Annotated in this window: 8 protein-coding genes; 4 read left to right on the forward strand and 4 right to left on the reverse strand. The window is 70.9% G+C overall.

What is annotated here, in order from left to right; translation table 11 throughout:
* Nucleotides 1–96: 96 nt before the first annotated feature.
* The 4 genes from ACFYR3_RS14680 to ACFYR3_RS14695 all read right to left on the reverse strand — a co-directional run bounded on the left by ACFYR3_RS14680 (nt 97) and on the right by ACFYR3_RS14695 (nt 9,035).
* Nucleotides 97–1,365 (reverse strand): family 16 glycosylhydrolase, encoded by a 1,269-nt coding sequence (locus ACFYR3_RS14680; RefSeq protein WP_355849224.1) that lies wholly within the window; start codon nt 1,363–1,365, stop codon nt 97–99.
* 320 nt (nt 1,366–1,685) lie between these two features.
* Nucleotides 1,686–3,440 carry a hypothetical protein gene (locus ACFYR3_RS14685; protein ID WP_389283136.1) on the reverse strand — a complete coding sequence of 585 codons (1,755 nt, stop codon included), beginning with the start codon at nt 3,438–3,440 and terminating at the stop codon, nt 1,686–1,688.
* A 202-nt stretch (nt 3,441–3,642) separates the two neighbouring features.
* The gene (locus ACFYR3_RS14690; protein ID WP_355849218.1) at nt 3,643–7,488 is read right to left on the reverse strand and encodes a S8 family serine peptidase; all 3,846 of its coding nucleotides are present in this window, start codon (nt 7,486–7,488) and stop codon (nt 3,643–3,645) included.
* Nucleotides 7,489–7,862: 374 nt separating this feature from the next.
* A complete protein-coding gene (locus ACFYR3_RS14695; RefSeq protein WP_355849215.1) occupies nt 7,863–9,035 on the reverse strand; it encodes a serine/threonine-protein kinase in 1,173 nt (390 codons plus the stop codon).
* A 504-nt stretch (nt 9,036–9,539) separates the two neighbouring features.
* On the opposite strand from ACFYR3_RS14695, the gene ACFYR3_RS14700 reads away from it, so the two are divergent.
* The 4 genes from ACFYR3_RS14700 to ACFYR3_RS14715 all read left to right on the forward strand — a co-directional run bounded on the left by ACFYR3_RS14700 (nt 9,540) and on the right by ACFYR3_RS14715 (nt 14,437).
* On the forward strand, nt 9,540–10,694 hold the full coding sequence (locus tag ACFYR3_RS14700) for a S1 family peptidase (RefSeq protein ID WP_355849212.1): 1,155 nt from the start codon (nt 9,540–9,542) through the stop codon (nt 10,692–10,694).
* 240 nt (nt 10,695–10,934) lie between these two features.
* Nucleotides 10,935–11,765 carry an aldo/keto reductase gene (locus tag ACFYR3_RS14705; protein WP_389283139.1) on the forward strand — a complete coding sequence of 277 codons (831 nt, stop codon included), beginning with the start codon at nt 10,935–10,937 and terminating at the stop codon, nt 11,763–11,765.
* A 164-nt stretch (nt 11,766–11,929) separates the two neighbouring features.
* Entirely contained in the window at nt 11,930–13,363 is a 1,434-nt protein-coding gene (locus ACFYR3_RS14710; RefSeq protein ID WP_389283141.1) for a metallophosphoesterase, read from the forward strand.
* Nucleotides 13,364–13,567: 204 nt separating this feature from the next.
* Entirely contained in the window at nt 13,568–14,437 is an 870-nt protein-coding gene (locus ACFYR3_RS14715; RefSeq protein WP_389283143.1) for a nuclease, read from the forward strand.
* Nucleotides 14,438–14,539: the final 102 nt, after the last annotated feature.

Below are 14,539 nucleotides of genomic sequence, written 5' to 3' on the forward strand. Positions count from 1 at the left end.
GGGGCGGCCGGTCAGCCACGTTGGGCTGGAGGACGGCCGGTCAGCCGGTCAGCCGGTCAGCCGGTCAGCCGGTCAGCCGGTCAGCCGGTCAGCCGGTCAGCCGAGGGTCCACTTCTGGTTGGCCGTTCCGCCGCAGGTCCAGATCTGCAGACGGGTGCCGTCGGCCGACGAGCCGTCCTTGGCGTCGAGGCACTTGTCCGCGCCGGTGTTCGTCAGATCACCGGCGGCGGTGAGGGTCCACTGCTGCGCCTTGGTGCCGTTGCAGCCGTAGAGCTGGACCGGGGCCCCGTTCTCGGTGGAGGCGGCGCTCACGTCGAGGCACTTGCCCAGGGCCCGTACGGTGCCGTCGCTGCCCACGGTCCACTTCTGGGCGTCGGCCCCGTTGCAGCCGTGGAGCTGGATCGGCGTCCCATCGGCACTGGACGCGCCCGCCACGTCGACGCACATGCCACCGATGCCCTTGATGGCGCCGGTCTTGGCGGTCGGCTGGGACGTGTCCGCGGCGGAGACCCGCACGTAGTCGACGGTCATGGTCTGCGGGAAGGACGTGCCGGAATCCGGGCTGCCGGGCCAGTCACCGCCGACCGCGAGGTTCAGGATGGCGAAGAACGGGTGGTCGTAGACCCACTTGTTGCCGTTCAGGTCGGACGGTGTGCGGGTCTCGTAGGTCTGCCCGTCCACGGACCAGGTGATGGCGGTGGGGCTCCAGTCGACGGCGAAGACGTGGAAGTCGTCCGCGAAGGCCCTGCCGCCCGGCAGGGTGTACGCGGCGCCGATGCCGCCGGCACCGGAGTATCCCGGGCCGTGGATGGTCCCGTGCACCGTGCCGGGTTCCTTGCCGACGTTCTCCATGACGTCGATCTCTCCGCTGTTCGGCCAGCCCGCGCTGCCCAGGTTGTCACCCAGCATCCAGAAGGCGGGCCAGACGCCCTGCCCGCGCGGCACCTTGATGCGGGCCTCGAACCGGCCGTACGCCTGGGTGAAGGACCGTGCGGTGTTGAGCCGGGCCGACGTGTACTGGCAGGCGCCGTTCCAGCACTGGAGTCCGCTGTCGCTGTTCTTGCGCGCGGTGATGACCAGGTGGCCGTTCCCGTCGAGGGCGGCGTTGTCGGAACTGTTCGTGTAGTACTGCAGCTCGTGATTGCCGTTGCCCGAACCACCGGTCTCCACGGTCCACTTGGCCGAGTTCGGCGCGCTTCCGGAGGCCCCGTCGAATTCGTCGGACCAGGTCTGCACGGCGGAGGCGGCGTGGGCCCGGTTCGCGGCGGGACCCGTGGTGGCGAGGAGGACGCCACCGGTGACGCCCGTGGCGAGCAGCAACGCCAGCCCTCCGAGGGACCATCGACGTGCGCGATGAGCAGCCATGGCTGAACACACCTTGTCTGTGGGGGGGGTGAACTCGTGCCCCGGCCCGCCCGCTGCGGGAGCGATGAGAGCACATCGATGAGAGCGCTCTCCCGCCGGCGGTGGACGGCACCGGTGGGCCCCGATGCTACGCACGAGTTGTTGAGAGGCCAACTGACCGCCGGAACCATCAAATCGCCCTGACCTGCGGTTACTTGCGGAAGCATGTGGTGCCCACGGTTCCTTAAGACGCGTTTAACCCGTACTTAAGAAGGAGCGTTCCGCTTCTGGAGTGCCATCCGCCCGGTCTGTCGTGGATCCGCCCGATCGGCAGCCGGAGTTCAGTTGCCTTCCGGCCGGCGGTGCTCGCTCCCCGTGCCGGACCAGCGGTACACGAACGTCGGGAAGTCCTCACCGGTCTCTCGTCTCCAGGCCGGTACGACCGTGTCCCGGTGCTCCGCCAGGGCCTGGGCGAAGGCGGCCATGCAGCGGACGTGGACGTCCGACCTGTCGGTGCGTCGGGTGAGAGCCAGCAGGGACCGCAGCGCGAAGACCGCGTCGTCGGTACGGCCGTCGGCCAGGTGGGCGTCGGCCGCCGCCCCGAGTGTGCGGGCGAGGCCGGTATGGGTGCCACCGAGGTCGGCGGCGTGCCGGCCGGTCCCGGGATCCGCCGAGGCGTCCGCCAGGATGCTCTCCGACTCCTCGTAGCAGGCGACAGCCGCCCCGTGGTCGCCGTTGCGGCGGAGGGCACGGCCGAGCAACCGGAGACGGCGGGCTGTCAGGGCGTGGTGGGTGAGCCGGTCGGACTCGGCCAGGCGGCGGGTGAGGGCGACCGCCTCCCGGGCGTCCCCGATGGCGCCGTCGAGGTCTCCGTCGTCCCCCCGGAGACGGCTCAGGTTCGCCAGCATCCGGGCGAGCTTCGGCTCATGGGCGGCGGGGTCGACGTCCGCGGCGCGCCGGTACGCCGCCACGCCACGCTCAATCGCCCGCAGCGCCGCGGAACGGTCACCCGCCGCGTCCTGGCAGTCGGCCAGCCGCTCAAGACAAGCGGCGAGGAGCGGGTCGTAGACGTCGGGCCGCTGAGTGGCGAGGGCGGCGCAGAGGTCGACCGCTTCCCGGCGCGCGTCCAACTCGGCTGTCGAACAGCCCAGTTCACCGAGCTCGTCGGCAAGACAGTCGAGCGCCGTGACGAGTGACGGCTCCCCCGCCCCTCGGTCCCGGCCTGCCAGGTTCCGGGCCTCGGCGACGGCTTCCTCCGCGGTCGTCCGCGCCGCCGACAGGTCTCCGGTGGCCTCCAGGCAACGGGCCAGGTCCGTGAGAAGCCGTACCCGCGAAGACCGTGCGGTGTCGGGCAGGGCCCACAGGAAGATCGGGTCCATGACCTCCCTCGCCTCCGGCCCGACGGACAGTGCTTCCTCGTACCGGCCCAATGCCCGCAATCGGTTGGTCAGTTCGCCCAGTACGAGCACCCGCAGCAGCGCCACGCGACCCAGTTCCCCCATCGACACGTTCCGCAGCAGCCCGGCGCACTCCTCGTAGGCGGCCACGGACTCCTCGCTACGATCCAGGGCGGCCAGCACCAGCGCGTACGTGCGCAACGCCCTCGGAAGACTGCCGAGGGCACGATCCCGGCGTGCGGGAAGGAGCCGACGGTAGGCGGCCACGCACTCCTCCGCCGGACCGAGTGCGGCGTCCGGTCGGGCCAGTTCGAACTGCGCCTGCGCCCGAAGAAGCAGCAGGAACGCCCGCTGCGCCTGCGACCACCGCGCGCCCGGTACAGCCAGTGACGCGTCCAACGCCGTGCAGGACTCTTCGCAGCGGCCGACGAGCTGCAGCGCGTAGCCGTGCTGGACCAGACTGCGGGCCAGGTCGTCCCGGTGTCGCGGCCGGGGGGCCGCCGACTCGACGAGCGCCCGGTGAACGGCCACCGCCTCCTCGGCCCAGGCCAGCCGCCGCTGCGGCGACGGAGGCCGTAACAGCACACGGTAGGGGACGACGCAGCGCATCAGCGCGGCGCCGTGCAACCGCCGCCCCGGGCGAGGGCTCAGGCGGGCCGCCGCCCGCGACAACGGCAGCAGTGTGCGCACCAGCCCCATCAGCGCCTCCCCTCCGGGATCCTCAAACAGAGGACGACCGAGCGCCCGAACTGGTTGCCCGGACAGCGCGGACTCCGGAACACCGGGTGATCACCCTCGCATTGACGAGCGGAGGTCCGGGGGAACGCGAACGGAGGCTGTCGCCCCGTCGGTCGCCGGCGAGTGGGCGACACGACTCGGGGCGACAGCCTCCGTATGCGGGCTACTTCAGACCGTAGGCGCGGATCACCTCCTGGGTGATCCGGTTGCCCGCGTCGTCCCAGCCCTCGGCCTTCAGCGAGACGTAGCCGTGGTGCGGAGCGTCGTAACAGGCCGTCCAGGTACCGGACTTGCCAGTGACCTTGACAGGCTTCCACGTGGTGCCGTCGTCGTACGAAACCGACAGCGTGGCGCCCTGGATCTTCCCGGTACCCACCGCGTCGTCGATGTGGCGAGGCGTCAGGGTGAGCGTCTGACGGCCGCCGCGGGCGTCGTTCGCGAGGTCGGTGGCGACGCCGTAGTCCATCTGCAGCACGGCCATGTGTTCGATCTTCGTCGGGTCGGTGACCGGGTCGGACTTCACCTGCCAGACCGTGTGGGTGCGGGTGGACAGCCGGTAGGTGTCCGCGTCACGCTCGGCGGTGAGGTCGAGGGTGTAGACCGACGGGGTCGTCGGCGCGGGGTAGATCGTGGCGGCCTGCGAGGCGCTGGTCTTGATGAGCCTGCCGTCCTGGTAGACCTTCAGGCTCTTCTTGTCACCGCTCTGCATGACGCCGGCGTGCTGTCCCGCACTGCTGTCGGCCCAGGGCTGGACGTTGAACGCGATCTGGGCCTTCTGCCGCTGCGACCACCAGTAGGTGCCGCCGTTGGCGGGCCGCGTCACCGCCCCGAAGAAGTCACGGACCTGCCGCGATCCCGGCTGGTAGGCGTTCCGCACGCTCTGCGAGGAGAGCGCCATTTCCGGCCCGGTGGCCAGGTTCTCCACCCACCGGGCGCCCGGCTGCGTCGACACGTAGTCGGTGCGCGTGCCGGGGATGTCCAAGCGCTGCAGGTACCCGGAGCCGTACTTGCGGTACGGACGGAAGCCCGACCGGTACTCGCCGCTGGGCGTGGTGGTGGTGCCGTGGAAGCGCATGTCCACGGTGGCCAGATCGGACGAACGGGGCCGGTAGGTCAGCCCGGTGGACGGGATCTGTCCCGGGTGGGCGTCGGAGAGGTCGTACACGTACGGGGAGTTGGGCACGCCCTCGACCTCCAGTCGCCCCCGGCCGCGCTTGGCGTCGGCGATCAGGGCCGCGCCGTCGCGCGCGGTGAGGGAGAACACCGGCACGGCGCTGTAGTGGCTGCCCGTGGTGCCGACGTACTCCAGCAGCTTGCCCGGCTGGTCGTTGACGACGATCAGCAGACCGGCCCCGGCGTCGGCCGCGGCCTGTGCCCGGTCGACGGCGGAGATGACGTCCGAACGGGTCACCAGCACCACCTTGCCCTTGACGCTCAGCTTCGCGTACTCGGCGGCGGTGCCGGTGCCGGCGTAGACGACGTCCAGGCGTCTGTGACCGTCGTACAGCGAGGAGCCGCCCTGGCCCATCGGCCGGAGCTCACGGCCGTCGTGGGTGAGGGTGAGGAACGGGACCGCCTTGCGCCAGCGGGTCTCGTACTCGAAGCTGCCGGTGGTCACCTTGCGGGTGGGCAGCACGAACATGCTGTCGTACTTGGCGGCCAGCAGGTACTGCACCTCCAGGATGCCCAGCCCGTACTGGTTGAGGTCCGAGCCGTCGGCGCGGTACCAGTTCATGGACAGCACCCGGTCCTCGGTCCTGCGCGGGACCTCCGCGGTGACCTCGCGGGTGCGGCTCGCGTCGAGGGCCACGTCACGGTCCTGGTCGAGGACCACCTCGGGGTCGCCCATCAGCGCCATGCCGACCGAGTCCGGGCCGTGGCTGCCGGGCACGTCCAGGTAGGTCACCAGGCTGTAGGTGCCCTCGCGCAGCCGCAGGTCGAGCGTGCCGCTGTCGTCGATGGTCTGGGAGTACGGGTCCTCGCTGGCCCCGAAGCGCTGGATCTCGACCCAGCCCGCCGTGGGCTTGCCGGAACGGTCCTTCAGGGTGACGTGCAGGGTGTGGCGAGCGTCCTCCCGGTACAGACCCACCTGGGTACGGGTGAGCGTCACGCCGGACGAGGCGTCCGCGGCGGTGATCTGGCCGAGGTAGCGGCGGCCGTCGGCGCCCAGGCCCGGCTCGGCGGTGGCGGTGACCGTCGCGGTGCCGTGGGCGGGCACGGTCACGGTGTCGGCGGAGAGGGTGAAGATCCCGTCGGGGGCGGGCTTGCCCTTGTCGGCGGTCGGGTCGGTGTCGTACGGGCCGCCGGCGACGGAGGCGTTCAGCGCGAGGTTCAGCTCCGCGGGGGAGTCGCCGGTGTTGGTGTAGGTGACGGTGCGGTCGACCGAGCTCGCGCCGTCGTGCGGCCAGGCGTCGATGCCGAAATAGGCCGAGCCGGTCGCGGTGACCGTCGCGGCGGTGGCGGCGTCGAGGTCGGCGCGGCCCGATCCCACCTGGTAGGCGGTGTAGGCGGACAGCTCCTTGGACGTGCTCATCAGCGCGTCCTTGAGCTGCTGCGCCTTCCAGTCCGGGTGCTCCTGGGCGAGGATCGCCGCGGCTCCGGCGACGTGCGGCGTCGCCATGGAGGTGCCGCTCATGGACTGGTACCAGCCGGTCGCGGCGCTGCCCCCCGCCTTGGCCGCGAGCACGGCGACGCCGGGGGCCGAGATGTCCGGCTTGAGAGCGTAGTCACCCATGCGCGGGCCCTGGGAGGAGAAGTACGCCCGCTTGTCGGCGGAGTCCACCGCGGCGACGGTCAGCGCCTCGTCGGCGGCGCCGGGGCTGCCGATGGTCGTCTCGTCGCCCGAGTTGCCGGCCGCGATGACGAACAGGGCGCCGCTCTCGTCGGTGAGCCGGTTCACCGCCTGGCTCATCGGGTCGGTGCCGTCGGACGGCGTCGAGGAGCCCAGGCTCATGCTGATCACCTTGGCGCCCTGGTCGACGGCCCACTCCATGCCGGCGATGATCCAGGAGTCCTGGCCGTAGCCCGCGTTGGAGAGCACCTTGCCGATCAGCAGGTCGGCGCCGGGTGCCACGCCCTTCTCCACGCCGTCCGAGGCGGCCCCGCTGCCGCCGACGGTCGAGGAGGTGTGCGTGCCGTGGCCGTGGCCGTCATCGGTGGTCTCGTCGGGGACGAAACTCTGCGACGCGCCGATCCGTCCGGCCAGGTCGGGGTGGTGGGAGTCGGCACCGGTGTCCAGGACGGCGACCTTGACACCCTTGCCGTCATAACCCTTGTCCCAGGCGGCGGGTGCGCCGATCTGGGCGGTGCTGTCCTTCAGGGTGGCCTTGACGCGGCCGTCCAGCCAGATCTTGGACAGCCCGTCACCGAGCCGGGGGGTGGTGGAGGTCGCCCCGGTCAGGGACTTCGCGCCGGCGGAGGTGCCCGTGGCGGACGTCGCGGGCGCGACGGACTTCCACAGCTTCCGGGCCTGCTTCTTGGCGGCACGCACGGACGTCGCATGGATGGCGGGCAGGGAGCGCACCCGGGTGGCGCCGCTGGGCGTGGCAGTCGCGGAGGGCGCCGTCTTGGAGCCGTAACCCAGGATCAGTGGGATGCCGCCACTGTGGGCGTCGTCGTAGCCCTGCTCGATCAGGGAGGTGACGTCGAACAGCCGCCGGTCCAGCCGGTTCGCGGCCAGGTAGGGCAGCGCTTCGTCCGGATAGACGTAGAGGTCGCCGCCGACGGTCTCGGTGCGCACACCACCGAGGGCGCCGGGCGGGCGGGTCACGTCGGCGGTCTGGTTGCCGCTGCCCAGGTCGCTGACGCGTACGACGTCACCGGTGAGGAGGGTGACGGTGTGTTGCCCGCTGCCGGGGGCCGCAACGGGCTGGACCGGGCCAGTCTCTGACGGTGCGTCAGCAACCGCGAGGCCCGGCGGCGAGGCCAGGGTTGTCAGAACTGCGAGGGTACCGACCGCTGCCGCGAGTGCCCTGCGGCTGCTCCGGCGGGGAGGTGTGCGGGAGATCATGGAGCGCTTTCTATCGGCCCCGGACCCGCGGTGGGAACAGCGGGCGGTGGCACGAAAGCGTCACGTCTCACATGCGCCAGATTGACGAACTCCCCACAAAAGTTGGGGAGTTATCACAACAACGCCGTTCGCGGTGACCTCACGGTATGCCACCCCGAAGGCCCGTATGAAGTGATACCGCGAATGTCCGGTACGCGCAGCCCGCGCGTCCCATTCGATACCGGGCTCGGCCCGCACGACCCCGGCGCGCGACCGGCTCGCGGCGCCCTCACCGGCTCGCGGCGCCCGTTGCGGGCGGTCGCCCCCGACTCGCGGGCCCGGATCCTCGCCGAACTCCGGCCCGTCCCCGCCGTCATCGGCCTCCGGCCGGCCGGTCACGAACCGGTGGGAGAGCCGCCCGGTGCCGTGGCTGCGGGAGAGGACGTGTTCACCGCGCCGGTCGAGCCGGGCTGCGGGGTCTGCGCGGAGCTGCTGTCGGGCGAGAACCACGCCACGCCCACCAGGACCGCCAGGAGGAAGACCACCGCGCCGACGGCGGCGCCCACGGCTCTTCGCCGATCAGTGAAGAGCTCAGCCACTCCCGGGCGCGGGCGTCGGCGCGACCGGTGGCCGCCCGCGGTGTCCCTCGCCATCGACGGCAGGGCGTACGTGGTCGCGGGGCCGGCAGCACTGAGGTCCTGCCGGTCCTGCCGGTGGCGCCCCGGCTCCGGCATCGCTGCCGGCAGCGGCTCGGAACGCCCCTGCCAGGCGCCCGTGCCGTACCAGGCGGCCGCCTGAAGTGCGGTGGGCCGGTCGTCGGGCTGCTTGGCGAGAAGGCTGAGCAGGTAGTTCTCGAACGCGGGCGGAACGTCGGCACCGAGCTCCCGGGGCGGAGTGGGGGCGGTGTCGAGGTGGTGATGGAGGACCGCGACAGGACTGCTGGCCTGGAACGGCGGTCGTCCGGTGACGAGTTGGTACAGGACACAGCCGAGGGAGTACATGTCGGACGGCGGCCCGGCGGTCTTGCCCAGAGCCCGCTCGGGAGCCAGGTACAGACTGGTGCCGACGATCTGTCCGGTCGCGGTCAGGCCGCCCGCCGGATCGTCCAGGAAGCGGGCGATCCCGAAGTCGCCGATCTTGACACTCCCCTCGGCGTCCAGCAGCAGGTTCCCGGGCTTGATGTCCCGGTGCACGATGCCTTGCTGATGAGCGGCGGCGAGCCCCGCGGCAGCCTGTGCCGCGATCCGCGCGACGCGATCGGCGGGAAGCGTTCCGGCGCCGGCGAGGACACGGGCGAGGCTGTCGCCCTCGACCAGCTCCATCACCAGGAACAGCCGGTTGTCGTACGACCCGAAGTCCAGGACGCCCACCACATGAGGATGGTTCAGCAGGCCCGCGGTCTGGGCCTCCAGACGGAACCGGGCCGCGGCGGTCGGGTCGGCGTCCTGGGAGAGAAGCAGCTTGACGGCCACGGACCGGCCGATCATCTCGTCGTAGGCCCGCCACACCTCCCCCATCGCGCCCCGCCCGAGAGTGGTCTGCAGCCGATACCGCCCCGCTATCAGCACTTGTGCTTCATCCTCACGCCGTTGGGATTTCGTCGATCGCCACGGGGCATTGCCCTACCGAGCAGGAGTGATCATCGGGGCGCCGCAGCAGGTTGAGCCTACTGCCAACACGACAGTGATCAGACGCTGTTCACCCTCGGCCTCAAGATCACAGAGAACCGGTCGGAGAACCACAGGGCGTTGACTGAATGTGACACCAAAAGTCGATCCAGGGTTCACCGACGAGGACATACGGAAGCGGACCGAGCACCGATTTCCGGCACTCCGTCCCATTCACGTCCACCTCCACCTCCACCTCCACCTCCACCCAAGAAGAGCCTGCGTACTCCCGACCACGAGCCGAGAGAACCTTCACACCCCTGGAAACAGACCGATCGAGCGGCCGGCGCCTTGGTATGGACCTAATTACGACCACCCACTACCCTCGTTCACGCAACTCTGAGAGCGCTCTCTCCTGCCCTTCGCCTCACTCACCGATCACCGGATCGACGAAAGGCAACTCCCTTGAGACGCACCACAGTTCTGCGTACCGCCTTGTCCGCCGGCCTGCTCGTCAGCGCCGCGACGCTCGGACTCACCCAGGCCGCGGCCGACGAAGCCCCCCTCAACGCCACAGCGTCCCGGGCACCCGCCTCCTCCGCACTGATCTCGGCCATGCGGCACGACCTCGGACTCACCGAGCAGCAGGCGACCGCCAGGCTCGCCGACGAGACAGCGGCACGCGGCGTCGAGCGCACCGCCCGACGCGCGGCCGGCACCTCGTACGGAGGCTCCTGGTTCGACGCCAGGAGCGGCCGGCTCGTCGTGGCCCTCACCAAGGCCGCCGCACGCGAAGCCGTGGAGGCGACCGGCGCCCGGGTCACCCTCGTCAAGCACAGTCAGCGACAGCTCGACGCCACCATGGCACGCATCGACGCGCTCGGCGCACCGGCCGGGGTGGGCAGTTGGCACGTCGACCCCAAGGCCGGCTCGGTCGTCATCAACGTGGTCTCCACACACAAGAATGACAACGATGTCCAGAAGTTCCTCGCCCGGGCCCGCACATCCGGTCCCGTCACCGTGCGGCAGACCGACAAGGCACCGACGACGTTCGCGGCCGGCACGGTGGGCGGAGACCCGTACTACACGGGCAACGTCCGCTGCTCCATAGGCTTCTCGGTGTACGGCGGTTTCGTCACCGCGGGGCACTGCGCACAGCCGGGTGCCGGCGTCAGCGGCTGGGACCACAGCTACATCGGCAACTTCCAGGGCTCCTCGTTCCCGGACAACGACTACGCCTGGGTCAACGTGGGCAGCGGCTGGTGGACCGTTCCCGTCGTCCTCGGCTGGGGCACCGTCTCCGACCAGCTCGTCCGAGGCTCGGGCGAGGCCCCCATCGGAGCGTCGATCTGCCGCTCCGGATCGACCTCGCACTGGCACTGCGGCAACGTCCTCGCGAAGAACGAGACCGTCAACTACAGCCAGGGCGCGGTGCACCAGATGACCAAAACCAGTGTCTGCGCCGAACCCGGCGACTCGGGCGGCTCGTTCATCAGTGGTGACCAGGCACAGGGCGTCACCTCGGGCGGCTGGGGCAACTGCACCAGTGGAGGCGAGACCTGGTACCAGCCCGTGAACGAGATCCTGAACCGCTACGGGCTCACACTGCACACCGCGTGACCCGACCGCGCCGACCCGCCCGCCAAGCGGGTCGGCGCACCGGCGAGTCGGCTACCGGCCGAGCAGGACGAGGGCCCGCCACCGGCCGATGGCGGGCCCTCACACGGAATTCCGGCGCTCCGCGGTGGGGCGGGTGTCCGCCGGGCCGCCCTGTAGACAGGGGCGCGCCCACGTCGCCCCGACGGCGGCAGCCGTGCACGATGGGAACGTATCCATCGCAGACTCGGAAGGGCTCCCCCGATGATCAGCATCCCGGCCCACACGGCCCATGACGGTACGAAGATCCCGGCCGTCGGCCTGGGCACCTGGCCGATGGACGACACGCAGGCCGAGGAGGCCGTCAGCCAAGCGCTCGGCATGGGCTACCGGCTCGTCGACACGGCGACCAACTACCGCAACGAGACCGGCACCGGACGAGGCGTCGCCCGCTCCGGAGTGCCGCGCGAAGAGATCGTCGTCACCACCAAACTGCCGGGCAGGCACCACGGTTACGACGAGACCCTCGCCTCCTTGGAGGAGTCCCGCAGCCGCCTCGGACTCTCCTACGTCGATCTCTACCTCATTCACTGGCCGCTGCCGCGCGTGGACAAGTACGTGGACTCCTGGAAGGCGATGATCGAGCTCCGCGACAGGGGCCTGGTGCGTTCGATCGGCGTCTCGAACTTCACGGCCGAACACCTCACCCGGCTGGAGGCGGAGACCGGGGTGCTGCCTTCGGTGAACCAGATCGAGCTCCATCCCTACTTTCCCCAGGGCGAGTTGCGCGCCTTCCACGCCGACAAGGGAATCGTCACGGAGAGCTGGAGCCCCCTGGGCCGTGGCAGCAGTCTCCTGGACGATCCGGAGCTCGGAAAGATCGCCGAGGCGCACGACGTGAGGCCCGGCCAGGTCGTGCTGCGCTGGCACACACAACTCGGAGCGGTTCCCATCCCCAAGTCCGCGGATCCTGTGCGGCAGCGGGAGAACCTCGACATCTTCGGCTTCGAGCTGACCCCCGCCGAGATGACGGCCGTCTCCGACGGTCCGCGGCGGCGCCTGGGCGGTGACCCGACGACGCACGAGGAGTTCTGAGCACTCAAGGGACTCGCGTCAGTCGTCCGCGCCGGGGCACCGACGCGGAGGGGTTCTTCCGTTCGCCCACGAGCCCGGACGCGACATCCCTCCCACGGCGTCACTTCAAGTTCCGGCCCCCGGCGGCACCGTCGCCGTTCACCGCCCATGGGCACCCAACCGGCATGCAACGCCCACGCCTTCCCGCCGTCGCCCCGCGCCGTACGGCACCCGCACGCACTCCCCGCTCACCCGACACCGTGTCCGCCGTACACCTGGAGCTGGTCACTCTCCTGGAGGACCGCGCCGTCATCACCTGGTTCACCGGAACATCCGCCACCGACAACGGGCAGGGCCGGATGCTCCCGGCCGTGACCGAGGGCGAAGTCGTCTACGGGACCCATCCCGCCCGGCTGAACCGCACCGCCTCCGAAGGCCGCCGCACCGCTCACCACACCGTGGAGCTGACGGATCTGGAACCCGGCCAGACCTACTACTACCGGGCACATTCCCGCGGCTCGGCGGCCACGCCCACGCCGCTGCATCTGGTGCGCGGCAACGCGGCGGGAACCTCCCCGCACGGGCTCGGCTCGCGCGGCGGCCCGTACTCCTTCACCACACCGGAGCCGCCGCCGGGCCGCCATGTGATGTCGATCGCGCTCTGCAACGACCTGCACCTCGGGGAGACCACCGCCGGTCTGATGGCGGGGGTTCCGCTGCTGCGCGGCATCTCACAGGAGCACGGGCTCGCCCCGTATCCGGAGATCATGGCCCGGGCCCTGGTCGACGAGGCACGTCGACGCGGCGCCGACCGTCTGCTGGCCGCGGGTGACATATCAGCCGGGGGCGCGCCGCGGGATCTGCTGGAGGCCAGACGGATCCTCGACGGCTTCGGCGAGCACGGGCAGGACTACTTCGTCGTACGGGGAAACCACGACCGGCCCCGGGACCGCAGCCCCGGAGAGCCGGGGGACAGCTTCCAGGACGGCTTCTTCGGGGGCGACGGTCCCGCGTACTTCACCCGTGATCTCGGCGGGCTGCGGATCGTCGGCCTCGACACCTATGACAAGCGCGGCAACGGCGGCGACGCCGGAGGGCTCTCGCCGGAACAACTGCACTGGTTTCGCACGCAGTTGAAGGCGGACGGGGAGCGGCCCACCGTGGTCTTCGGGCACCATCCGCTGACGGTCCGCCACTCGGCCTTCCCCGTGACGAGCGGACAGCGCCTCAACCGTCGCCAGGCCCGGAGCATCATCGACGCCTACGCCATGGCACCCGGCGTCTTCCTGCACCACTCGGGACACACGCACCGCAACAAACGCACCGTCCTTCCGCGGGCCGGGCACGTCACCCTGCAGGAGGTCGGCGCGGCGAAGGACTACCCGGGTGGCTTCGTTCTGCTGCGCGTCCACACCGGCGGGTACGCGCTGAACTACTACAAGAGCAACAGCGAACCGGCCAGGGAATGGAGTGAACGGGGCAGGCGGGTCGCGGCCGGCCTGTGGCCGCAGTACGCCTTCGGCCGGTCGGTCCGCGACCGCAACAGCGTCACGGCACGCGACCTGTCCGGCATCACCCCGTGCCGGCCGGCGAGCGCCGCCGTCCGCGGCGCCTTGTAGATCCGCCCGGTGAGACGTCGACAGCGCGGGAACGGGTCGGTCGTACGCTGCGCGGGCGTGCACGTCGTACACCGCGTCCTGCCGGACGCGGTGGCACGGTCCGCTCATTGCATGACTTCGGATACCCATCGTGCTCCGCCGGGGTGCCGCGGGACGCCCGGCGGGTCATCGTGGAGGGGCCTTGCGAGTGATGGGGGAACTGTCATGCCGATGCTGCTGATCAAGGGGTCGTACAGAATCGTCGGGGCCAGTCCCGACGGCGACTCGGTTCGCTTCGTTCCGGACGATCCCGGGGAGTGGGACCTGCTGCGCGGACGGAAGGTGCGCCGCAACCGGGCCGGCGGGGCGCAGCTCCGGCTGGACGGGATCGACACCCTGGAGACCCACTATCGGCCTCCGCACGGGCCCGAGCTCCATCAGCCCGCGCCGTACGCCGGTCAGGCCGCGGACGCCCTGCTCGGCTGGCTGGGATTCGTCGAGGTGGAGCGCGGTGCGAACGGAATCGTCAGGCACAGTGCGCCCGAATCCGTACCCGGCTACATCTTGACCCGCAGCGCGGACGTCCACGGGCGCTGTGTGGCTCTCGCGGGCCGCGGGACGGACGCCCCGGGTGCCGACGGCGGGCTCGTCACCGTCACCACCGAGCATGTGCGGCAGACCGCCAACCACCATCAGCTCGCCGAAGGCCTGGCCTACCCCACGTTCTACCGCAACCTCTTCGTCGACCTCCGTGAGGAGCTGTCCGGGGTGGTGCGAGAGGCCCGTCAGGGCGGGCGGGGGCTGTGGCCGGCCGACCTGACCCAGAGCGGAGCGAAGGTGGAGGGCCCGCCCACGCTGACCGACTCCGCGGAGCTGCTGCCCAAGCTCTTCCGCCGGCTGGCGGACTACCTCCAGCTCTACGACGGCGACCCGTCCCTGGACGGCTTCCGCCCCTACCTGGAGCAGCGTGCGGACCGGCTGTTCGTCCTATCCACCGGACAGTGGACCGGCTTCGACACGATCGTGGAGGTCACGAACGGCAACACCGTGCGGCTCAACCGTCCTCCGGAGGACCTCGTCTTCGACGAGAAGTAGGCGTTCGTACGTCGACGCCGTGGACGCCGGTCCCGCGCGCCGGCCGGGGAGCCCGGATCCGATGGGTCCGGGGCCGGTCGGCGCGCGGGTCGGCACTCGTCA

Source organism: Streptomyces sp. NPDC005784 (assembly GCF_042871525.1).
Taxonomy (GTDB): Bacteria; Actinomycetota; Actinomycetes; order Streptomycetales; family Streptomycetaceae; genus Streptomyces.

Coding starts and splice junctions, on each gene's coding strand:
- ACFYR3_RS14715 (WP_389283143.1), top strand. CDS start 13,568: ATGCCGATGCTGCTGATCAAGGGGTCGTACAGAATCGTCGGGGCCAGT.
- ACFYR3_RS14690 (WP_355849218.1), bottom strand. CDS start 7,488: ATGATCTCCCGCACACCTCCCCGCCGGAGCAGCCGCAGGGCACTCGCG.
- ACFYR3_RS14710 (WP_389283141.1), top strand. CDS start 11,930: ATGCAACGCCCACGCCTTCCCGCCGTCGCCCCGCGCCGTACGGCACCC.
- ACFYR3_RS14685 (WP_389283136.1), bottom strand. CDS start 3,440: ATGGGGCTGGTGCGCACACTGCTGCCGTTGTCGCGGGCGGCGGCCCGC.
- ACFYR3_RS14680 (WP_355849224.1), bottom strand. CDS start 1,365: ATGGCTGCTCATCGCGCACGTCGATGGTCCCTCGGAGGGCTGGCGTTG.
- ACFYR3_RS14705 (WP_389283139.1), top strand. CDS start 10,935: ATGATCAGCATCCCGGCCCACACGGCCCATGACGGTACGAAGATCCCG.